This window comes from Pseudomonas multiresinivorans, from assembly GCF_012971725.1.
In the GTDB taxonomy this organism is placed as follows: domain Bacteria; phylum Pseudomonadota; class Gammaproteobacteria; order Pseudomonadales; family Pseudomonadaceae; genus Pseudomonas; species Pseudomonas multiresinivorans.
This window is the reverse complement of the sequence record NZ_CP048833.1, coordinates 1,637,879-1,659,155: the sequence shown is the minus strand read 5'-3', so window position 1 is coordinate 1,659,155 and position 21,277 is coordinate 1,637,879. Positions and strand designations below refer to the sequence as shown.

At 65.2% G+C, this 21,277-nt stretch carries 19 protein-coding genes; 9 read left to right on the top strand and 10 right to left on the bottom strand.

Features of this window, described 5'->3' with window-relative positions:
• The 3 genes from G4G71_RS07565 to mrcB are packed head-to-tail and all read right to left on the bottom strand — an operon-like array spanning position 1 to position 3,489.
• A complete protein-coding gene (locus tag G4G71_RS07565; RefSeq protein WP_169936547.1) occupies positions 1-330 on the bottom strand; it encodes a YqcC family protein in 330 nt (109 codons plus the stop codon).
• Complete coding sequence (locus G4G71_RS07560; RefSeq protein WP_169936545.1) at positions 330-1,148, bottom strand: tetratricopeptide repeat protein; 819 nt, start codon at positions 1,146-1,148, stop codon at positions 330-332. Before G4G71_RS07560 ends, G4G71_RS07565 begins: the two co-directional genes overlap by 1 nt.
• Positions 1,149-1,164: 16 nt before the next feature.
• Positions 1,165-3,489, bottom strand: coding sequence for a penicillin-binding protein 1B (gene mrcB / locus G4G71_RS07555; protein WP_169936543.1), 2,325 nt, complete (start codon positions 3,487-3,489; stop codon positions 1,165-1,167).
• Between the two features lie 217 nt (positions 3,490-3,706).
• Between mrcB and G4G71_RS07550 the strand changes: the two genes are divergently transcribed.
• The 3 genes from G4G71_RS07550 (at position 3,707) to G4G71_RS07540 (ending at position 6,678) form a co-directional block, all read left to right on the top strand.
• Entirely contained in the window at positions 3,707-5,269 is a 1,563-nt protein-coding gene (locus tag G4G71_RS07550) for a bifunctional aminoglycoside phosphotransferase/ATP-binding protein (RefSeq protein WP_169936541.1), read from the top strand.
• A gap of 231 nt (positions 5,270-5,500) precedes the next feature.
• On the top strand, positions 5,501-5,773 hold the full coding sequence (locus tag G4G71_RS07545; RefSeq protein WP_024767178.1) for a TfoX/Sxy family protein: 273 nt from the start codon (positions 5,501-5,503) through the stop codon (positions 5,771-5,773).
• A gap of 104 nt (positions 5,774-5,877) precedes the next feature.
• Positions 5,878-6,678: a cyclic nucleotide-binding domain-containing protein gene (locus G4G71_RS07540; protein WP_054910808.1), complete on the top strand. Its 801-nt coding sequence runs from the start codon at positions 5,878-5,880 to the stop codon at positions 6,676-6,678.
• Positions 6,679-7,218: 540 nt separating this feature from the next.
• Here the strand turns inward: G4G71_RS07540 and G4G71_RS07535 are convergent.
• From G4G71_RS07535 to G4G71_RS07515, 5 genes are read right to left on the bottom strand one after another with little or no spacing between them, the layout of a single operon-like run.
• Positions 7,219-8,115 (bottom strand): ChaN family lipoprotein, encoded by an 897-nt coding sequence (locus tag G4G71_RS07535; RefSeq protein WP_169936539.1) that lies wholly within the window; start codon positions 8,113-8,115, stop codon positions 7,219-7,221.
• Between the two features lie 11 nt (positions 8,116-8,126).
• Positions 8,127-8,894: a heme ABC transporter ATP-binding protein gene (locus tag G4G71_RS07530; RefSeq protein ID WP_169936537.1), complete on the bottom strand. Its 768-nt coding sequence runs from the start codon at positions 8,892-8,894 to the stop codon at positions 8,127-8,129.
• Complete coding sequence (locus G4G71_RS07525; RefSeq protein WP_169942548.1) at positions 8,894-9,877, bottom strand: FecCD family ABC transporter permease; 984 nt, start codon at positions 9,875-9,877, stop codon at positions 8,894-8,896. The genes G4G71_RS07530 and G4G71_RS07525 overlap by 1 nt, the downstream gene beginning before the upstream one ends.
• Positions 9,878-9,927: 50 nt before the next feature.
• A complete protein-coding gene (locus G4G71_RS07520; protein WP_169936535.1) occupies positions 9,928-10,821 on the bottom strand; it encodes a heme/hemin ABC transporter substrate-binding protein in 894 nt (297 codons plus the stop codon).
• A 26-nt stretch (positions 10,822-10,847) separates the two neighbouring features.
• The gene (locus tag G4G71_RS07515; RefSeq protein WP_169936533.1) at positions 10,848-11,903 is read right to left on the bottom strand and encodes a hemin-degrading factor; all 1,056 of its coding nucleotides are present in this window, start codon (positions 11,901-11,903) and stop codon (positions 10,848-10,850) included.
• Positions 11,904-12,144: 241 nt separating this feature from the next.
• Between G4G71_RS07515 and G4G71_RS07510 the strand changes: the two genes are divergently transcribed.
• Positions 12,145-12,474 (top strand): Rieske (2Fe-2S) protein, encoded by a 330-nt coding sequence (locus G4G71_RS07510; protein ID WP_169936531.1) that lies wholly within the window; start codon positions 12,145-12,147, stop codon positions 12,472-12,474.
• 102 nt (positions 12,475-12,576) lie between these two features.
• Here G4G71_RS07510 and sfsA read toward each other — a convergent pair whose 3' ends face one another.
• On the bottom strand, positions 12,577-13,284 hold the full coding sequence (gene sfsA, locus G4G71_RS07505; RefSeq protein ID WP_169936529.1) for a DNA/RNA nuclease SfsA: 708 nt from the start codon (positions 13,282-13,284) through the stop codon (positions 12,577-12,579).
• A complete protein-coding gene (locus tag G4G71_RS07500) occupies positions 13,284-14,456 on the bottom strand; it encodes a pyridoxal phosphate-dependent aminotransferase (protein ID WP_169936527.1) in 1,173 nt (390 codons plus the stop codon). The genes sfsA and G4G71_RS07500 overlap by 1 nt, the downstream gene beginning before the upstream one ends.
• A 333-nt stretch (positions 14,457-14,789) precedes the next feature.
• On the opposite strand from G4G71_RS07500, the gene dksA reads away from it, so the two are divergent.
• The 5 genes from dksA to G4G71_RS07475 all read left to right on the top strand — a co-directional run bounded on the left by dksA (position 14,790) and on the right by G4G71_RS07475 (position 20,968).
• Positions 14,790-15,233, top strand: a complete 444-nt coding sequence (gene dksA, locus G4G71_RS07495; protein WP_015478905.1) for an RNA polymerase-binding protein DksA — start codon at positions 14,790-14,792, stop codon at positions 15,231-15,233.
• 68 nt (positions 15,234-15,301) lie between these two features.
• Positions 15,302-16,189, top strand: coding sequence for a tRNA glutamyl-Q(34) synthetase GluQRS (gluQRS, locus tag G4G71_RS07490; protein ID WP_169936525.1), 888 nt, complete (start codon positions 15,302-15,304; stop codon positions 16,187-16,189).
• A gap of 204 nt (positions 16,190-16,393) precedes the next feature.
• Positions 16,394-16,570, top strand: a complete 177-nt coding sequence (locus tag G4G71_RS07485; protein ID WP_015478907.1) for a hypothetical protein — start codon at positions 16,394-16,396, stop codon at positions 16,568-16,570.
• Positions 16,554-19,505 (top strand): sensor histidine kinase, encoded by a 2,952-nt coding sequence (locus G4G71_RS07480; RefSeq protein WP_169936523.1) that lies wholly within the window; start codon positions 16,554-16,556, stop codon positions 19,503-19,505. Before G4G71_RS07485 ends, G4G71_RS07480 begins: the two co-directional genes overlap by 17 nt.
• 26 nt (positions 19,506-19,531) lie before the next feature.
• Complete coding sequence (locus G4G71_RS07475; protein ID WP_169936521.1) at positions 19,532-20,968, top strand: sigma-54-dependent transcriptional regulator; 1,437 nt, start codon at positions 19,532-19,534, stop codon at positions 20,966-20,968.
• Positions 20,969-21,277: the final 309 nt, after the last annotated feature.

The following is a 21,277-nucleotide window of genomic DNA, read 5'->3' as shown; positions in this document are numbered from 1 at the left end:
TCAGGGCGTCGGGCTGATCAGCTGGTCGAACGCGCCGAGCGCATCGAGCAGACCAGCCACCCGCGCGCCCTCATTGGCATAAGCCATTTCCGCAATGGCACGGATCCCCGAGGCATTGGGCAGGTCCGCGCCGCTCTCGATGATCTGCTTCATCCGTGGCAGAAATATCCACTGCAGCCACTCTTCCAGCGCCAGCGTATCCACGCAGAAGGGTTCGACGCTGGAAAGCCTGTCCGTCGACGGGCTTTCGCTTCCCCACAGACCGACTGCACGCAGCTCCCGCTCGATCAGCAGCAACTGATCGGCGACGGCCAGCACGCGCCCGTCCATTACAGAGTCACCTTGGCTTTCTGCCGTGCCTCGGCGGCGCCAGCGGCATTGCCCTGCTGGTCACGGCACTTGGCGATCAGATCCCACAGGCTGGCCTGCATGGTCGGGCGACCGTTGGCCAGCGACAGGCCACGCAACGCCACCTGTTCGGCTTGCGCGGCATCGCCCTGGGCCAGGCGGACCTGGGCCAGCTTGTAGAGCACCTGCGGCTCGCGCGGAGCAATGCGCTGAGCGCGCTCCAGGCTGGCGGCAGCGCCGTTGAGATCACCACCACCCTGCTGCTGCGAGGCGGAGGTGAGCAGCGCCAGCACCGGCCCATCCAGCTGCTCGTCCGCCGAGAGGCCGGAGTTGCTCGATGGGATGCCGGAAGGCCCCTGGTAGTTCTGCGTGATCGGCGCAACCTGCTGAGCCTGATTGATCGACTGCTGGTAGGTCTGCGACTGGAAACCACCATTGGAGGTGATGCCACCACTGGTGGAGATTGGCTGCTGCGAGTAGCTCGATCCCGTTGCTCCCGGCGCCGTGGTCATCGGCGAGGTGCTGATCGGCGCGGCGCCGCTCTGCGCCGGGAAGGTCTGGATCGGCGCCATGCCGGCGTCCTGCGGGACCATCACGGTAACGCCGGAGTCACCTTGCGGGATGCTCTGGCCGGCACCGGCACGCACCGGCGCCTGGGCGTTGCCACCGGCGCGGCCGACGCGCTCCGAGTTGGAGACGGAGGTACCGGAGTCCTGCACGGGAATCGCACCCTGCTGCGGGGACGCACAACCGGACAGAAGCGCCAGAGTCGCCGACGCTGCAAACCAAGCTTTTCTCACTTCCAATCCTCTTGCATCAGTTCAACCAGCCGCGCACCCAGTCCATGACTTCGCCGGCCGGCGTCTGGTTTCCGCAACCTGCGCCCAGCGCAGGCTCGCTTCCACGAATATAAGGCATCTGCACAGCACCCGGGCAGTTGGCGTCAGTGCCCTGCCCGGTATGCGGATCGACCCAGGCCTGCACGACATTATCCGGCATCGGCATGTCCAGCGGCGCCGGATTGGCCTTGCGCATGAAGCTGGTCCAGATCTGCAGCGCACCAGTAGCACCGGTGAGCGGCGTCTTGCCGTTGTCGTCGCGGCCGATCCACACCACTGCCAGCAGGTCCTGACCGAAACCGGAGAACCAGCTGTCGCGGGAATCGTTGGTGGTGCCGGTCTTGCCCGCCAGCGTCAGGGACGCCGGCAACTGGTTGTAGACCGAGCGCCCGGTGCCTTCGCGCATCACGCGTTGCATGGCGCTCTGCAGCAGGTAGATGGCGCCCGGATCGAAGCGTTGCTGGACCTGGAACGGATAACGCTTGAGCGGCTGCCCGTCTGCCGCCAGCACACTGCGGATGCTGCGCAACGGGGTGTTGAAGCCGCCACTGGCAATGGTCTGGTACATGGTCGCCACTTGCATGGGGCTCAGCGCGCCCGCGCCCAGCAGCATCGACGGATAGGCCGGCCAGTTCGGCGAAACGCCCAGGCGCTCCAGCGTCTTCAGAACGTTCGGCACACCCAGGTCGAGACCCAGCCTGGCAGTGGACAGGTTCAGCGAACGGGCCAGCCCCTGGTAGAGGAAGATGGTGCCGTTGGCAGTTCCTTCATAGTTCTTCGGCGTCCACACCTGGCCATCCTTGCCCTTCACCTGGAACGGCTGGTCCTGGATGTAACTGGTCAGGGTGTACTGGCTCGGCTTCTCAAGCGCGGTCAGGTAGACCGCCGGCTTGACCAGCGAACCGATCGGCCGCACGGCATCCACCGCACGGTTGAAGCCGGCGAAGCGCGGGTCACGGCTGCCGAGCAGCGCCTGGATCTCGCCGGTTTCCGGATTGGTCACGACCATCGCGGTTTCGGTCTCGGCGACGCCCTTGCGGCCTTCCAGGCGCTTGAAGGTTTCGCTGACGGCGGACTCGGCCTTCATCTGCAGGATGGGGTCGAAGCTGGTGAAGATCCGCAGGCCTTCTTCGGTCAGGTCCTCGTCGCGGTAATCCTCGCGCAGCTGGCGTTTGACTAGGTCGAGGAAGGCCGGATAGGAGCTGTTGGCCATGCTGCCCTGAGTGGTCACACCCAGCGGCGCCTGCTTGGCGGCAGCCGCTTCCTGAGCGGTGATCACACCCTGTTCGGCGAGCACGTCGAGCACCACGTTGCGGCGCTCCAGCGCACGCTCCGGATTCCGACGCGGGTTGTAATAGGAAGGCCCTTTCACCATGCCGACGAGCAAAGCCACCTGGGGCAGCTTCAGCTCGGACAGCGGCTGGCTGAAGAAGTACTGGCTGGCGAGGCCGAAGCCGTTCACCGAGCGCTGCCCGTCCTGGCCGAGGAACACCTCGTTGAGGTAGCCCTCGAGGATTTCGCGCTTGTCGTAATGCAGCTCCAGCAGCACCGCCATCATGGCTTCGGTGAGCTTGCGCGACAGGCTGCGCTCGTTGGTCAGGAAGAAGTTCTTCACCAACTGCTGGGTCAGCGTACTGCCGCCCTGGCGCAACTGGCCGGCGCTGGCGTTGACCCAGACGGCCCGGGCGATGGACTTGATCGAGACCCCGTGGTGGGTCCAGAAGTCGCGATCTTCCACGGCCACCAGGGTATCGATCAGGTACGGCGGCACCTGGTCCAGTTTGATCAGGATGCGGTCTTCGTTATGCGCCGGGTACAGGCCACCGATCAGCAGCGGCTCCATGCGCGCGACAGCGAGATCGCCACCATTGGAGCGACTCAGGCCAGCCACGTAGTCGCCGGAGAAGCGCACGCGAATGCGCTGTGCAGGCTCGGCGCCTTCATAGAACTGGAAGCCACGGGTATTGAGGTCGACGGCGTTGCCGGACACCGACACGGCGCCAGGACCGGCGACCGAGGTCTCGCGGCGATAGCCCAGCGCATCCAGCTCGCGCAGGAAGTCGTCCTTGCCCAGTTTCAGGCCGACGAACAGCTCCAGCGGCCGGGCATAGACCTTGGCGGGAATGGTCCAGCGCTTGCCGGAGAATTTCTCCTGGACAACCGCATCGAGGTACACGGCAAAACCGGCCAACACCACGACACCAACCAGGCCGAGCTTGAGAGCCCAGCCCAGCCACTTGCGCATGGCAGGCGACGATTTGCCGCTTTTTTTACGAGGTTTGGAAGATCGGGGACGCGTCATGGCGGCGCATTATACGTACTTTGTCCACAGGAGACAGACGCCGCTCCAGCGGGCGTCCGGGCTTGATGCGAACTGCCGCGCATCCAACGAGAGTGGCAGTGGCCGAGCTATGACCCCGCGATGGCCATTTGGTTGCCGGCCGGCTGCAGAGTTTGCACCTGCCGACCCAGCCGCCATAATGCCTGCCTTTAGAAAATTCGACCGGAAAGGACATCAAGTGAGCCAGACCCTACTCGCAGCCCTGCAGAACCCCGCCCTCTTCCCCCATCCGGTCGACGGTTTCCGGGTCATCGAAACCCACATTTCCTGGGTGCTGCTCACTGGCTCCCATGTCTACAAGATCAAGAAGCCGGTGAACTTCGGCTTCCTCGACTTCACCGACCTCGCCAAGCGCAAGCACTTCTGCGAGGAAGAACTGCGCCTGAACCAGCGCCTGACCGAGGGCCTGTACCTCGATGTCATCGCGATTACCGGCAGCGAATCCGCCCCGCAGATCGGCGGCGACGGCCCGGCCATCGAATACATGATCCAGTGCCGCGAATTCCCGCAGAGCCAGTTGCTCAGCGAAGTGCAGGCCCGCGGCGAACTGAGCGCCCAGCATATCGACGGCCTGGCCCACCAGATCGCCGACTTCCACCTGCGCACCCCGGTCGTCCCCACCGAGCATCCACTGGGCACGCCGGATGCCTGCATGGCACCGGTGCGGCAGAACTTCGAACAGATCCGCCCGCTGCTCTCGGACAAGGCCGACCTGCTGCAACTGGATGCCCTGGAAGCCTGGGCGGAGTCCAGCTTCGAGCGCCTGCACGGCGTGTTCGAGCAGCGCAAGGCCAATGGCTTCATCCGTGAATGCCACGGCGACATCCACCTGGGTAACGCCGCGATCATCGACGGCAAGGTAGTGCTGTTCGACTGCATCGAGTTCAACGAGCCGTTCCGCTTCACCGATGTCACCGCCGACTACGCCTTCCTTGCCATGGACCTGGAAGACCGTGGCCTGAAGTGCCTGTCGCGGCGCTTCGTCAGCCAGTACCTGGAATACACCGGGGACTATCAGTCGCTGGCCGTGCTGAACTTCTACAAGGCCTACCGTGCCTTGGTCCGCGCCAAGATCGCGCTGTTCAGCCTGGCACACCAGACCGACGCCGTGCAGAAGGCGGCGACGCTGCGCCAGTACCGCAACTACGCCAACCTGGCGGAGAGCTACAGCGCCATTCCCTCGCGCTTCCTGGCGGTAACTGTCGGCGTTTCCGCCGTCGGCAAGAGCCAGGTCGCGTTGCGGCTGGTAGAAGCACTGGGCGCCATTCGCCTGCGTTCGGACGTGGAGCGCAAGCGCCTGTTCGGCGAACAGCAGGCCGACCAGCAAGGCCAGTTGAAGGGCGGCATCTATGCTGGCGACGCCACCGCTGCGACCTACCAGCGCCTCAACGAACTGGCCGTGGATATCCTGCGTGCCGGCTACCCGGTCGTGCTGGATGCGACTTTCCTCAAGCGAGAGCAACGCGCCGCTGCCTGGGAAATTGCCGAGGAAACCGGGGTGCCCTTCCTGATCCTCGACTGCCACGCGCCGGAAGCCGTGATCACCGGCTGGCTCGGCCAGCGCCAGGCCGAAGGCAATGACCCCTCCGACGCGACCCTGGAAGTGATCCAGGCCCAGCAGGCCAGCCGCGACGCCCTCAGCGCCGAGGAGCAGCAACACAGCAAGCGCGTCGACACCCCCGACGCCGCCAGCCTCGACGCCCTGGTCGCCAGCATCCGCCAGCGCCTGCCGGGCCTCTGATCCACCGTTTGTCGGCCGGAATCGCCGCCGCGCGGTGACTCCGGCCGGCGGGCAGCGCCGCACGGCGCGCCCTGCCTGCGCCACATCGCCCTGCCCCGCTTTCAGGGCGATGTCACAACGCCACGCTTTTCTCATCCACCGCTACACTTTCCAGGGTGTGTCCGGCCGCTACGAGCAGTTCTCGGCCTTTTCAAGACCTGACACCCATCGTGCCCATCGCAAGGACCGACGATGAACGACGAACTGCTGCACCTGAAGAACCTCGGCAAGACCTCTGCCCAGTGGCTCCACGCCGTGGGCATCCACAACGCTGGCGACCTGCGCCGTCTGGGGGCGGTCGGCGCTTACCGGGCCGTGCGCGCCCGGGGCTTCCGTGCCTCCAAGGTGCTCCTTTACGCCATCGAGGGCGCCCTGCTGGATGTGCACTGGAACGACCTGCCGCCCGCGCACAAGGCAGCCCTTCTCGGCGAGCTTGAGACATTTCCCGCACGTAACAAGAGCTAGCTCACAAGCTCTGTGGGAAAATGTTTACGCAAGGTGCCTGTCCGCTTATGGTCTCAGGGCCCTTCGTGCGCCCTCGACCGTCGCCATATCAAGGAATTACGGCCATGTACCTACTCGGTGAACAACCTGCCTACGCCGATCGACTGATCAATCGCCTGCAGGGCATTCCGGCGCAATTGCTCGCCGGCCTGGAACCCGCTGGCGAAGCCATCCGCCTGGAGCGATCCGACGACCTGGAAGGCGAGTTGCCCGGCAAGCATCTGTTCCTCATCGAGAATGGCCTGGTCCATGCGCTGGTGGATGAGCGCCCGCTGTTCTACCTGCAGGAAGGCGACCTGGTCGGCCTGCGCCAGGGTATCGAGCTGCCACCGTGCCGTTACGTCAGCGAAGAACCACTGTGCCTGATCCCCTATTCGCGCAGCGAAGTGTTCCGCCATATCCACAGCGACGAGCAGCGCCAGGAGCAGTTCCTGCACTACCTGATCGGCCACACCGCGCTGCTGTCCGACGCGCTGGCGCACCTCAAGCAACCGGAAATCCGCCCGGCCACCGGCTTCCAGCACTTCGCTGCCGGCGCGCAGCTGATCCAGCAGGGTGATGACGCCGAGCACGTGTTCATCATCATCGAAGGCCACGCCGAGGCCTTCGTCGATGGGCAGAAGGTCGGTGACGTGCAGAAGGACGAAATCTTCGGCGCCATGGCCGTGTTCACCCGCGAGAAGCGCAGCGCGTCGGTCATCGCCAGCGAGCCGTGCACCGTGATGGTGATCCCCAAGGACCAGTTCCTCAGCCTGATGCAGAGCAACCCGCGCATCGCCCACAGCCTCATCGAGGGCATGGCGCGCCGCATCGACCTGCTGAACAAGGAAGTCACCCAGTTGCGCTTGCAGCGCCAGCCGGACTGAGCCTCTACCCCTATAGAAAGCCCGGCCCTGCGCCGGGCTTTTTCGTTGCAGCGGCAGGTAATTCGGCGATGAGAAAAAATCTGCAGAAAAGAGGTTGACTCTCAAATGATAATGATTATTATTGAGTCATCTGGTCGCGAGGCCAGATCGATAACCTCAAGAGACCACGCGGTCGGACTCTTCAGATTATCTCCTCATCAGGCTAATCACGGTTTCGACCCGGCACTTTGCCGGGTCTTTTTTTTGCCCCGGTTTTTACCTTTCCGCCCCATCGCCAATCCGCAGAAAAAACTTCGCATCAGTTGCAGAAAAGCTGTTGACTCTCAAATGATAATGGTTATTATTACAACCACTGGCTGCGAGGCCAGTTGGATAAGCTAGAGAGACCACGCAGTCGGACTCTTCAGATTATCTCCTCATCAGGCTAATCACGGTTTTAGACCCGGCACTTTGCCGGGTCTTTTTTTGCCCGCGATTTCTTGCGCGTCGGTCTGACAGCGAGCCTATGAAAAACGGAGCCTTCCGGCTCCGTCGTGTGACTCATAGGCTGCCGCGCATCTGCGCGCAGTAATCCGTGGGTGGCCGGGCCGGCGTGTACCACAGGTAATCCGCCTGGCCGGGCTCCACGGGCTTGCCGACTTCCGCCAGCATCACCACCTGCAGCCCTTGCGCCGCGTCGATGTCCTTCAGGTGCAGCGGCGCTCCCAGATCGCGCCGCGCATGAAAGCCGCCGGCGATCAGCACGGAGGGCTCGGGCGCTGCCTTGAAGCTTTCGGCCATGCGCCGGTCGCGCTGTTGCTGCACCGCCAGCATCGCCGGGTACTGGCTCTCGGGCAGCAGGCCACAATGGGAATCACGGATGTCCTCCAGCAATGCATTGCGCACTGACGCCGCTGTGGACGCCGAGCCTTGCAGCTGCGGCTTGGTCCGGTAGATCTCCATGATCTCGTCACGATCCAGGTTGGCCGCCAGTAATGGCGCCGGCTGCTTCACCAGCCAGGTCACCAGCGGGCCGTATTGCGACCAGTCCCAGCCTGGCTGCCAGCGCAGCGCAGCGATCAGGTCGCTCGGCATGTCGCCCTTCGCGGCGGATGCCTGGGCGGCGCTGACGGCGTTCTGCTGCTCGGGACCGAGCATTTCCAGCAGCACGCTGCCACTCGGGCGGCGCTCGGCCAGGGCGCGCACCAGCCAGAGCTCAAGGGCATGGTGATCCGGATTGTCGTGCTGCTCACCAACGATTACCCGCGGTGCCGCTGCAAGTCGATCAAGCAGCTGCGCGGTGGAAAGCTGCTCGCCGCTGCGCAGATCGCGGATCACCCCCAGTTCGGCGCTGTCGCGCCCTTCCGGGCTTTGCCAGGTTGGCAGCGGCGGCGCAGCCACCTGGCCCTGGCAGGCAGCGAGCAACGCCAGCAGTGGGACGAGCAGGACCTTCTTCATGGCGACTCCTATCAGCGCGCGATGATCAGCGGATGGCCGCGCTCCGGGTGCTCCTGCACCAGCACGTCGAGGCCGAAGACCGTGCGCAGGGGTTCGGCCTGAAGCACCTCACGCGGCGTGCCGAGCAGATGTGCGCGCGTCTCGTGGAGCAGCAACAGGCGGTCACAGTAGCGCGCCGCAAGGTTCAGGTCGTGCAGGATGACCAGCACTGCCGCGCCGCGCCCAGCGAACTCTCGCACAGCCTGCAGCGTGGTGTGCTGATGCAACGGGTCGAGGGCGGACGTCGGTTCGTCCAGCAGCAGGATCTGCTCCTCTCCACCCGGCCAGAGCTGCGCCAGCACTCGGGCCAGGTGCACGCGCTGGCGCTCGCCACCGGACAGCGCCAGGTAACTGCGCCCGGCAAGGTGCGAGGCATCTGCGGCGCGCATCGCTTCGCGGATGATCGTTTCATCGCGCTGGCGGCCTGTGTCGTGAGGCAGCCGGCCGAAACCCACCACCGCCTCGACGGAGAAGGCGAAGTTCAGCGAAGACGATTGCGGCAGAACAGCCAGCCGCCGCGCGCGCTCGGGGCCCTGCCACGACTCCAGCGGGCGACCATCAAGGCTCACCGCTCCGCTGGTAAGAGGCAATTCACCATTCAGGGCGCCGAGCAGCGTGCTCTTGCCCGCGCCGTTGGGGCCGAGCACGCCGAGCACTTCGCCCGGCTGCAGCGTCACGCTCACATCCTGCAGGACGACCTGGGAGCCGCGCTTCACCAGCAGCTTGTCTGCGCACAGCATCAGGAGCGTCCCCGGATCAGCAGGTAGAGGAAGAACGGCGCGCCGATCAGCGCGGTGACGATGCCGATCGGGAGCTCCGCCGGCGCCAGCGCCAGGCGAGCGATCAGGTCGGCCAATAGTAGAAGGATCGCACCGCCGAACATCGATGCCGGCAGCAGCACGCGGTGATCCGGGCCGACGATCAGCCGCAGCAGGTGCGGCACGACCAGGCCGATGAAGCCGATCATCCCGGCCGCCGCCACCGCCGCGCCCACACCGAGGGCAGTGCAGAGGATCAACTCGACCTTCAGTCGCTCGACGTCGAAGCCCAGGTGGCGCGCCTCGGACTCGCCCAGCAACAGCGCATTCAAGGCGTTCACCCGACGCGGCAACCAGCAGGCTACCAGCAGTGTGATCAGCAGCAATGGCCACAGACGTGGGTAGCTCGCGCCATTAAGGCTGCCGAGGTTCCAGAAGGTCAGCGTGCGCAGCGTGGCGTCGTCGGCGAGGTAGGTGAACAGCCCGATCAGCGCGCCGGCCAATGCCGTCAGCGCGATGCCGGCCAGCAACATGGTTGCCACACTGGTCTGGCCGTTGTGGCGACCCAGCCGATACACCAGCGCCGTCACCAGCAGGCCACCGACAAAGGCGCAGGCGGACAACAAATAAGGAGCAAAGGCTTCTGGCAGCCCACCGATGGAAGCGCCGAAGACAATGGCGATGGCGGCGCCCAGCGCGGCACCGCTGGAAACTCCGATCAGGCCCGGATCGGCCAGCGGGTTGCGGAACAAGCCCTGCATCGCCACACCGGCCAGCGCCAGCACGCCGCCGGTGGCGATGCCCAGCAAGGTGCGCGGCAGGCGAATCTGCCCGACGATCAGTTCAGCCTGGCCGAGCCCGTCGACGGACACCGGCAGCCCGAGCATGTGCGCCAGCGCGCGCAGGGTATCGCCCAGCGGCAGGCTCACCGGCCCGAGGGCCAGTGAGAGCCAGACGACCAGCAGCAGGAGAAAACCGAGGAACAGGAACAACGGTCGAGCGGTAACGATCCGGGTCAAGGACGACTTTCCGTGTTCAGGGCCTGCGCCGAAGGATAAAAGGCCTGGGCGAGGCTAGCCAGCCCGTCGGGGATGCGCGGACCAAGGCCACCGACCAGCAGGGTCGGGTCGAGCACCAGCACGCGACCGTCGCGCACTGCGCTGGTCGCGGCAAGGCCGGGGTTCTGCCGGGTCAATGCGGCGCGTGCCTTGTCGCCGTCCAGCGCGCGGTCGCTGAGCACCACCACTTGCGGGTTCAGCGCGGTGAGGGCCTCGGTGGAGAGCGTCTTGTAGCCGGTATGGGTCGCGAGGTTGCGGCCGCCAGCATGCTGGATCAGCCAGTCGCCGGAGGTGTCCTGCCCGGCCACCAGCAGGTTGCCGCCGGCATGCCCGACCAGCAGCACGACACCGGGAGCGGCCTGTGCGGCCTGGGCCTTCTTCACCCAGGCGTCCTGCGCGGCAAGGCGTGCATCGAAGTCCGACTCGACCCGCTTCGCCTTGTCCACCGCGCCGAGCAGTTCGCCCAGGCGCTGGATGGTGTCGTGCACGGTCTTTTCGTCAGCCTTGGCCGACAGTGTTTCGATCCGCACGCCAGCGGCGCGCAACTGTTGCAGGACCGGCGGTGGGCCCATTTCCTCACTGCCCAGCAGAATATCCGGCTTCAGCGCCAGGATGCCTTCGGCGGCGAGCTGTCGCTGGTAGCCGATCTTCGGCAACGCCTGCAGCGAAGCCGGATGCAGGCTGGTGGTATCGACGCCGACCAGCTTGGCCTCGCCCCCCAGGGCAACAACCCATTCGCTGAGCGAACCACCAGCGCTCACCCAACGCTGCGGCAGCGTATCGGCCAGCGCGCTGGTGGCAGTCAGGCAGAGGCCGGTGAGCAGCCCGGCCAGCAGCGGACGGGCAGTCATGGAAGCTTTCTTCATCGTGTCGGCCCTCAGAGTGCCGGGAAGGATTCGGCAAGTTCGCGCCAGCCCTGCAACTCCGGAACTCCTGGCTTGCGTGCGCCGAACACCTGCAGCACCAACTCCCCATGGGCATCGAAGGCTTCCCAGCTGGTGATGACGCCATCGCTGCTCGGCTTGCGCACGCGCCACAACTCGACCACACCCGGCGTCTTCAGATGCAGGTTGAATAGCGGATCGAGGACGTTGAACCAGTCGTCCATCCACTTGAGGTTTTCCACGGTGCCGGTGTGGATCTGAATGCAATGGGCGTTGCCGACGAAGATCATGATCGGCAACTGGCTTGCACCGGCCGCCTCCAGCAGGCGCGGCAGCTCGGCATTGTCCAGGGGCTCGGCCCACTCACGGCCGGCCAGGCGCAGCGCCTGGGTGCGCTGGACCTTGTGCTTCTTCAGCAAGGCAAAGAAATGGTGGGTGTCCTTCAGGGCCGCCCAGCCCTCACGCAAAGCGGCAACGTCGATTTCGCCGTCGACCAGAGCAGCCGCCTTGGGCTCGAGCGGTACCAGCTCCAGGTCGGCGCGCTGCTCGGCAGCAGTGAAGCTGCGCACCAGCGGGTCCCAGGCGGCGAGGTCGCTCTGCTCGGTGAGGAAGACCTTGTGCACAGCGGTGCCCTGGCGGTCGAAGACCTGAATGCTGCGCTGGGTACCGTGGGCGGTCTCCTCGCTGACGGCGAAGGCGCTGGCCCAGCCGCCGAGGAACAGGCGCAGGTCGATGTCCGGGGAAACCACCAGACCCATCTGGCCATTGGCGGAAACGGTCACGTCGCGGTACGGCCCCTTGCGCTCGTGCACACAATGCTCGTTGCGGGTCAGCGCCATGATCTGCCCCAGCTCGCCCAGTGCCGGCAGCAGCTCGGCCCAGTCGGTGCGCAGGCGCACGGCGTCCACCCCCAGGCGGCTGGCCGTCAGCTCGGCTTCGCTCACGGCCAGGTGGTGCGCTGCATCGCGGGCGCGCAGGCGCGGTTTCTCGGCGCGCAGGGCTTGCCAGGCGCGGTACAGCTCGGAGGCCGGCGCAGTCAGGGTCGTCATTGCAGAGTTCCTCGTTCGAAAGGTGGCCTGCCGCGGTGCGGCAGCATGGACGAACCTTGCCACAGGAAAATTAGGAAATCTATTTGATAATTATTTGCATTAGATTGCAGAGAGGCTTAAGGTCGGCGCCGATTTCGCCGGGGCTCCCGGCGAGCACAGACTTCAGCACACGGAAGTGCACCCTCTTCCGGTCCTGCCATCCACGCGCGGATAATGGCCGCCCTGATGGAGACCGTGTCGAATGATCCTGCTCTGCGCCCCGCATGACCTGGCCGAAGGCCAGAGCCGGGGCTTCAAGGCCGCCGGCCTGAACCTCTTCGCCGTACGCCGCGAAGGCCGCGTGTACGCCTACCGCAACCGCTGCCCGCACCGGGAAATCCCCTTGGGCTACGATGCCGAGAATTTTCTCGATGCCAGCGGCCGCCTGCTGCAATGCGGCCATCATGGCGCACTGTTCCTGATCGAGACCGGTGAGTGCATCCAGGGCCCGTGTCTGGGTGAAGTGTTGGAAGCGCTGCCCTGCCGGGAAGACGAGCAGGGTATCTGGCTGGACGAGAACGCTCAGGAATAGGAACGGTTCCGGGCGGGCTCGCACCTACAGGCTGGCATCGCGCTTTATTGTAGGAGCGAGCTTGCTCGCGAACAGCCCAACGCCAGAGCAGCAGCCGAGCGGCTAGAGCAACACCTTCAGCCGCCGATCGAGGCAAATCTCCCGGGTATCAATCCGCGCCCCATACGCCAGCACTTCCACCCCCGCAGTACGCGCCTCAGCCAGCGCCGCCGCATAGGCCGGATCAATCTCCTTCGCCGGGCGCACCGCTTCGATCTCCGACAGGCTCACCGCATATAGCAGCACCGCGCGCATACCGTCGCGCGCCAAGGCCGCGAGTTCGCGCAGGTGCTTGGCGCCGCGCTGGGTGACGGCATCGGGGAAGGCGGCGACGGTGGTGTCTTCGAAGCCCAGGGTCACGCTCTTCACCTCCACGAACACCGGCTTGCCGGCGTACATCAGGCGGAAGTCGGCGCGGCTGTTTTCCTGCCCGTAGGCAACCTCCCGACGCAGTTCATCGAAACCGGCCAACTCGGTTACCGTGCCGGCCAGCAACGCCTCTTCCACCAGCCGATTGGCCCGCCCGGTGTTAACGCAAGCCAGGCGGCCCTGCGGCGTCTCCACCAGTTCCCAGGTGCCGGGCAGCTTGCGCTTGGGATCATCGGAACGGCTGAACCAGACGCGGCAACCTTCGCTCATGCAGTTGAGCATCGAGCCGGTGTTCGGGCAGTGGATGGTCAGCAACTCGCCGCTGGCGGTCTCGATGTCCGCCAGGAAGCGCTTGTAGCGTTTGATCAGACGCGCCTCCTCCAGCGCCGGCTCGAAGCGCATCAGGGGCGCCAGGTCTTGAGGCCGCGGGCAATGCGTTCCACCGCCTGCTGCAGGCGCTCGACGCTCTGCGTATAGGCGAAACGCACATGGTGCGACGCCTGGTAACGCCCGAAGTCGACACCGGGCGTGAAGGCCACGTACTCGGTCTCGATGAAGTGCTGGCAGAAGGCGAAGGCGTCGCCGCCGAAAGCGCTGATGTCCGCGTACAGGTAGAAGGCACCCTCCGGTTCCACGGCGATGCCAAAGCCCAGCTCGCGCAATGCCGGCAGCAGGTAGTCGCGGCGGCGGCGGAACTCTTCGCGGCGCTCCTCGAGGATCGCCAGGGTGGCCGGCTCGAAGCAGGCCAGCGCGGCGTGCTGGGCCATGCTCGGCGCGCTGATGTAAAGGTTCTGCGCCAGCTTCTCGAGCTCCCCCACTGCATCCGGCGGCGCCACCAGCCAACCCAGGCGCCAGCCGGTCATGCCGAAATATTTGGAGAAACTGTTGAGGACGAAGGCGTCGTCATCCACCTCCAGGACGCTGGACGCGTCGATGCCGTAGGTCAGGCCGTGATAGATCTCGTCCACCACCAGATGGCCGCCACGCGCCTTGAGCGTGGACGACAGCGCGGCGAGTTCATCCTTGTGCAACAGGGTGCCCGTAGGATTCGCCGGCGATGCGGCCAGAGCGCCTACACTGTCCTGATCCCAGTGCCGTTCGACGAGCTCCGGGGTGAGCTGGTAACGGCTCTCCGGGCCGACCGGCACCAGTTGCGCGGCGCCTTCCACCAGGCGCAGAAAGTGGCGATTGCATGGGTAACCCGGATCGGCCAGCAACCAGTGCTTGCCCGGATCCACCAGCAGGCTGCTGGCGAGCAACAGGGCGCCGGAGCCGCCGGGCGTGACGAGAATGCGTTGCGGGTCGATCGACAGACCGTAACGTTGGCCGTAGAAGCCCGCGATGGCTTCGCGCAGCGCCGGCAGGCCACGTGCGGCGGTATAGCGCGTGTGACCATTTGCCAGGGCCTGCTGCCCGGCCTCGACGATGGGCGCCGCGGTAGTGAAGTCCGGCTCGCCGATTTCCAGGTGGATGACGTCGTGGCCCGCGGCCTGCAGCTCGTTGGCCCGCGCCAGCAGCGCCATGACGTGGAAGGGTTCGATGGCGCGGCTACGCGCACTGAAGGTGGTGGCCATGCAATATTCCGAACTTTGCGACAGAGCCGGGATTCTAACAGGCCACTGATAAATACTGGGCGGCCGCGCACAGATGGCGCGGCGCCTGGGAATTTGCAGGCTTCGTCGGGCAAACGCCAGCGATCCTGCAAAGGTTTGCCGAGAAACCCGCTGGTCGTGACCAGTGGGTCGGCAAGCTGGCGGTCAGGTATGTGCGGGCACTGTCAGGCTCGACAACCGGGAGTAGCGTCCCGGTAATCGTTCTGGTAAGTTCGCCCGCTGCGAGCGCGGGGCCGGCGGTGCCGGAGAGGGACCATCCGCGAGAGGATTAGCGAGAGTGAGAGGCGGTCATCCATGCCCACCAAAGCAAAACAACAGAGCAGCCAACTGATTCGTGGCTTCGAGCCCTACCAGGAAACCAAGGGCGAGGAGTACATGAGTGATCGCATGCGCGCGCACTTCACCTCCATCCTCAACAAATGGAAAGTTGAGCTGATGGAAGAAGTGGACCGCACCGTGCACCACATGCAGGACGAAGCGGCGAACTTCCCGGACCCGGCCGACCGGGCCAGCCAGGAAGAAGAGTTCAGCCTCGAGCTGCGCGCCCGCGACCGCGAGCGCAAGCTGATCAAGAAGATCGACGAGACCCTGCAACTGATCGAAGACAACGACTACGGCTGGTGCGATTCCTGCGGCGTCGAGATCGGCATCCGCCGTCTGGAAGCCCGCCCCACCGCCACCCTGTGCATCGACTGCAAGACCCTGGCGGAAATCAAGGAAAAGCAGCTGGGCTCCTGAGCCTGGTTGATCCCGAACGGGGCGCTGCGGCGCCCCGTTTCGTTTCTGCTGCCATCTGAAGAGCCGCCATGCCCGCCACCCAGTACATCGGACGCTTCGCCCCCACGCCCAGCGGCTACCTGCACTTCGGCTCGCTGGTGGCCGCTGTCGCTTCCTACCTGGATGCGCGCTCGGTGGGTGGAAAGTGGCTGGTGCGCATGGAAGACCTCGACCCGCCACGGGAAATGCCCGGTGCCCAGGCGGCCATCCTGGAAACCCTGGAACGCTACGGCTTCGAGTGGGACGGCCCGGTGGAGCGCCAGAGCGCCCGCCACGCAACCTACTCCGCGCAAGTCGAACAATGGCTGCGCAGCGGCCTGGCCTACGCCTGCACCTGCTCGCGCAAGCAGCTCGAAGGCAGCAACGGCATCTATCCCGGCACCTGCCGCGACGCACAACATGACTGGCACGGCGACGTCGCCATCCGCATCCGCGTGCCGGAACTGGACTATCGCTTCACCGACCGCCTGCAGGGCGAATTCCACCAGCACCTGGGCCGCGAAGTGGGTGACTTCATCATCCGCCGCCGCGACGGGCTGTTCGCCTATCAACTGGCGGTGGTGCTGGACGATGCCTGGCAGGGTGTCACCGATATCGTCCGCGGCGCCGACCTGCTGGACAACACCCCGCGCCAGCTCTATCTGCAGGAACTGCTGGGCATCGCCGCGCCGCGCTACCTGCACGTCCCGCTGATCATCCAGCCCGATGGCCACAAGTTGGGCAAGTCCTACCGCTCGCCGCCGCTGGAGGCCGAACAGGCTGCCCCGCTGCTGGTGCGCGCGCTGAAGGCGCTGGGTCAGAACCCGCCCGCTGGGCTGGCGCAAAGCGCGCCGCGCGAAGTCCTCGCCTGGGGCATCGCGCACTGGAATGCCGACGCCATCCCCCATAGCCTGACGCTGGAAGACGCGCAGCTCTAGACTGCTCGTACAGGGCACACGGGCGACAGCTTTTCTGTAGGAGCGAGCTTGCTCGCGAACAAGATTTCCGGCGGCGCCGGCATCAAGCGGTTCGCGAGCAAGCTCGCTCCAACAAGGACTGCCAGTCCTTCGGCAAGAGCCGGGCCGGCTTGCCGGCAACTGTGCGCACAGGTAGCCTGCCCGCCGAACCAAGAGAGAGACGACATGTACATCTACCGACTGGTGTTGCTCCTGGTCGTGGGCATCTACCTGTTCTCACCGGCCATCATGGACTGGTGGATCGATCCCCACGGCGCCTGGTACCGCCCGTATCTGCTGTGGCTGATCCTGATCGTCGTCACCTTCATCCTGCAGAGCCAGCGCGATGCTGACGAGCTTTAGCCTCACCCAGCTGATCCTGATCAGCGCCGCTTACCTGATGGTCCTTTTCGGTGTCGCCTGGATCACCGAGCGCGGCTTCATCCCGCGCCGGCTGGTGCGCCACCCGTTGATCTACACCCTGTCGCTGGGCGTGTATGCCAGCGCGTGGGCCTTCTATGGCACGGTCGGGTTGGCCTACCAGTACGGCTACGGCTTCCTGGCGATCTACCTGGGCGTTTCCGGTGCCTTCCTGCTCGCCCCGGTGCTGCTCTATCCGATCCTGCGCATCACGCGGGCGTACCAGCTGTCCTCGCTGGCCGACCTGTTCGCCTTCCGCTTCCGAAGCACCTGGGCCGGAGCGCTGACCACGCTGTTCATGCTGATCGCCGTGCTGCCAATGCTGGCGCTGCAGATCCAGGCGGTCACCGACTCCATCAGCATCCTCACCCGCGAGTCGGAGCCCAACCGCGCGGCGCTGGCGTTCTGCGCGCTGATCACGCTGTTCGCCATTCTCTTCGGCGCGCGCCATATCGCCACCCGCGAGCGCCACGAAGGGCTGGTGATGGCGATCGCCTTCGAGTCGCTGGTGAAGCTGGTGGCACTCTGCTCCATCGGTCTGTTCGCCCTGTATGGCGTCTTCGGTGGCCCAGACGGCCTGGAAGTCTGGCTGCTGCAGAACCAGGAAGCCCTGAGCACTCTGCACACGCCGCTAGCCGAAGGGCCGTGGCGCACGCTGCTGCTGGTGTTCTTCGCCGCCGCCATCGTCATGCCGCACATGTTCCACATGACCTTCACCGAAAACCTCAACCCGCGCTCACTGCTCAGCGCCAGCTGGGGCCTGCCACTGTTCCTGCTGCCGATGAGCCTGGCGGTGCCACCGATCCTCTGGGCAGGCCTGCACCTGGGCGCCTCGACCAACCCGGAATACTTCACCCTCGGCCTGGGCATCTCGGTGGACAGCCCGGCGCTGGCGCTGACCGCCTTCATCGGTGGCATCTCCGCCGCCAGCGGCCTGATCATCGTGATGACCCTGGCGCTCTCGGGCATGGTGCTCAACCACCTGGTGCTGCCGCTCTACCAGCCGCCGGCCGAGGGCAACATCTACCGCTGGCTGAAATGGACACGCCGCGCACTGATCGCCGCGATCATCATGGCCGGCTATGCCTTCTACCTGCTACTGGGCGCCGAGCAGGACCTGTCGAACCTGGGCATCGTTTCCTTCGTCGCCACCCTGCAATTCCTGCCGGGCGCACTGGCGGTGCTCTACTGGCCCACCGCCAATCGCCGCGGCTTCATTGCCGGTCTGGTAGCGGGAATGCTGGTGTGGGGCGCGACCATGCTCGTCCCGCTGGTGGCGAACATGCAGAGCATCTATCTGCCGCTGTTCAACTCGCTCTACGTGCTGGACGACACCACCTGGCACCTCGCCGCACTCGCCTCGCTGGCCGCCAACGTGCTGGTGTTCACCCTGGTGTCGCTGTTCACCGAGGCCAGCGACGAAGAAAAAGGCGCCGCCGAAGCCTGCGCCGTGGATAACGTCCGCCGCCCGCAGCGCCGCGAACTGCTCGCCCACTCCCCGCAGGAGTTCGCCAGCCAATTGGCCAAGCCGCTGGGCGCGAAAACCGCACAACGTGAAGTGGAACAAGCCCTGCGTGACCTGCACCTGCCCTTCGACGAGCGCCGGCCCTACGCCATGCGACGTCTGCGCGACCGGATCGAGGCGAACCTGTCCGGCCTGATGGGCCCGAGCGTGGCGCAGGACATGGTGGAAACCTTCCTGCCCTACAAGGCCGCCAGCGAAAGCTACGTCACCGAAGACATCCACTTCATCGAAAGCCGCCTGGAGGACTACCACTCCCGGCTCACCGGCCTTGCCGCCGAGCTGGATACCCTGCGCCGCTACCACCGCCAGACCCTGCAGGACCTGCCGATGGGCGTCTGCTCGCTGGCCAAGGACCAGGAAATCCTCATGTGGAACCGCGCCATCGAGGACCTCACCGGCGTCAGCGCGCAACGCGTGGTCGGCTCCCGCCTGGCTGCCCTGCCCGACCCGTGGCGCGGGCTGCTGGAAGGCTTCATCGATGCACCGGACGAGCACCTGCACAAGCAGCGCCTGTCCATCGAGGGCCAGACCCGCTGGCTGAACCTGCACAAGGCGGCGATCGAGGAACCTCTCGCGCCCGGTAACAGCGGCCTGGTACTGCTGGTGGAAGACCTCACCGAAACCCAGTCCCTGGAAGACAAACTGATCCACTCCGAACGCCTGGCTTCCATCGGTCGCCTGGCCGCCGGCGTCGCCCACGAGATCGGCAACCCCATCACCGGTATCGCCTGCCTGGCGCAGAATCTGCGGGAAGAGCGCGAAGGCGATAGCGAACTGACCGAGATCAGCGGGCAGATCCTCGAGCAGACCAAGCGCGTCTCGCGCATCGTGCAATCACTGATGAGCTTCGCCCACGCCGGCGGCAAGCAGGTCGCGGCCGAGCCGGTATGCCTGGCGGACGTCGCCCAGGAAGCCATCGGCCTGCTCTCGTTGAACAAGCGCAGCGTCGACGTGCAGTTCTTCAACCTCTGCGATTCGGAACACTGGGTGGAAGGCGACTCCCAGCGCCTGGCGCAGGTACTGATCAACCTGCTGTCCAACGCCCGCGACGCCTCCCCGCCCAACGGAGCGATCCGAGTGCGCAGCGAAGCGTCCGAGCAGACCATCGACCTGATCGTCGAGGACGAAGGCAGCGGAATACCCAAATCGATCATCGACCGCCTCTTCGAGCCGTTCTTCACCACCAAGGACCCAGGCAAAGGGACCGGCCTGGGCCTCGCGCTGGTCTATTCGATCGTGGAAGAGCATTATGGGCAAATCACCATAGACAGCCCGGCAGACCCGGAACGCGAATGCGGCACCCGCATCAGCGTCACCTTGCCGCGGCATCCTGGCCCGACGGCCGAGCAGTAAACGAGCACGTCGAGAGAGCTGAATACATGGCACATATCCTCATCGTCGAAGACGAAACCATCATCCGTTCCGCCCTGCGACGGTTGCTCGAGCGGAACCAGTACCAGGTCAGCGAGGCAGGCTCGGTGCAGGAGGCACAGGAGCGCTACAGCATTCCGTCGTTCGACATGATCGTCAGCGACCTGCGCCTGCCCGGCGCACCGGGTACCGAACTGATCAAGCTGGCCCAGGGCACCCCGGTGCTGATCATGACCAGCTACGCCAGCCTGCGCTCGGCGGTGGACTCGATGAAGATGGGCGCGGTGGACTACATCGCCAAGCCGTTCGACCACGACGAGATGCTCCAGGCCGTGGCACGTATCCTCAAGGATCGCCAGGAGAACCGTAACGCCCCCGCCGAAGCCCGCGGTAACGCCAAGGCCGCCGAGCGCAGCAGCGGTAACACCGCCGCCGCGGATGGCGATATCGGCATCATCGGCTCCTGCCCGCCCATGCAGGAGCTCTACACCAAGATCCGCAAGGTCGCGCCGACTGATTCCAATGTGCTGATCCAGGGCGAGTCCGGTACCGGCAAGGAGCTGGTTGCCCGTGCGCTGCACAACCTGTCCAAGCGCACCAAGGCGCCGCTGATCTCGGTGAACTGCGCCGCGATCCCGGAAACCCTGATCGAATCCGAACTGTTCGGCCACGAAAAGGGCGCATTCACCGGCGCCAGCGCGGGTCGCGCGGGCCTGGTGGAGGCTGCCGATGGAGGCACCCTGTTCCTCGACGAGATCGGCGAACTGCCGCTGGAAGCCCAGGCACGCCTGCTGCGCGTATTGCAGGAAGGTGAAATCCGCCGCGTCGGCTCGGTGCAGTCGCAGAAGGTCGATGTGCGCCTGATCGCCGCCACCCACCGTGACCTGAAGATGCTGGCCAAGACCGGCCAGTTCCGCGAAGACCTCTATTACCGTCTCCACGTCATCTCGCTGAAATTGCCACCGCTGCGTGAACGCGGCCCGGACGTGATGGAAATCGCGCGCTCCTTCCTGGCGCGCCAGTGCTCCCGGATGGGGCGCCCGGCGCTGAGCTTCTCCCATGAGGCCGAGCAGGCCATCCGTCACTACCCCTGGCCGGGCAACGTGCGCGAGCTGGAGAACGCCATCGAGCGTGCGGTGATCCTCAGCGAAGGGCAGGAAATCCCCGCCGACCTTCTGGGCATCGACATAGAACTGGATGACCTGGAAGACGACTTCGGCGATGACGGCGACCTGCGCCCAACCAACGGCAGCGCCAGCGCCCACGAGCCCACCGAGGATCTGTCGCTGGAGGACTACTTCCAGCACTTCGTCCTCGAACACCAGGACCACATGACCGAGACCGAGCTGGCCCGCAAGCTGGGCATCAGCCGCAAGTGCCTGTGGGAACGACGCCAGCGCCTGGGTATCCCACGCCGCAAATCGGGTGCCGCGGCGGACTCGTAACAGGTCACCACACTGTTACCGGAGACATGCTCCGTAACAAAGCCGGGTTCATCGGTAACGAAAACCCGGCTTTTTTGTGCCTGCCATTCGGAGGTGAATCCTCGCAAACCCTTGAAAAATAAGGATTCGCAAAAGTTGGCACGGCATCTGCTTTGTTATTGGTACAACAACAATAACAAGCACGACCACTCAAAATAAGAACAAGACGAAACGACTCCAGCACAACAAAAACAAAATCGCGGAGGCGCAGCTAACTGATTCTTTTGGAGAAGGGTAGCCGTCGGGATCAATCCCGCAACCAGTCAAGAA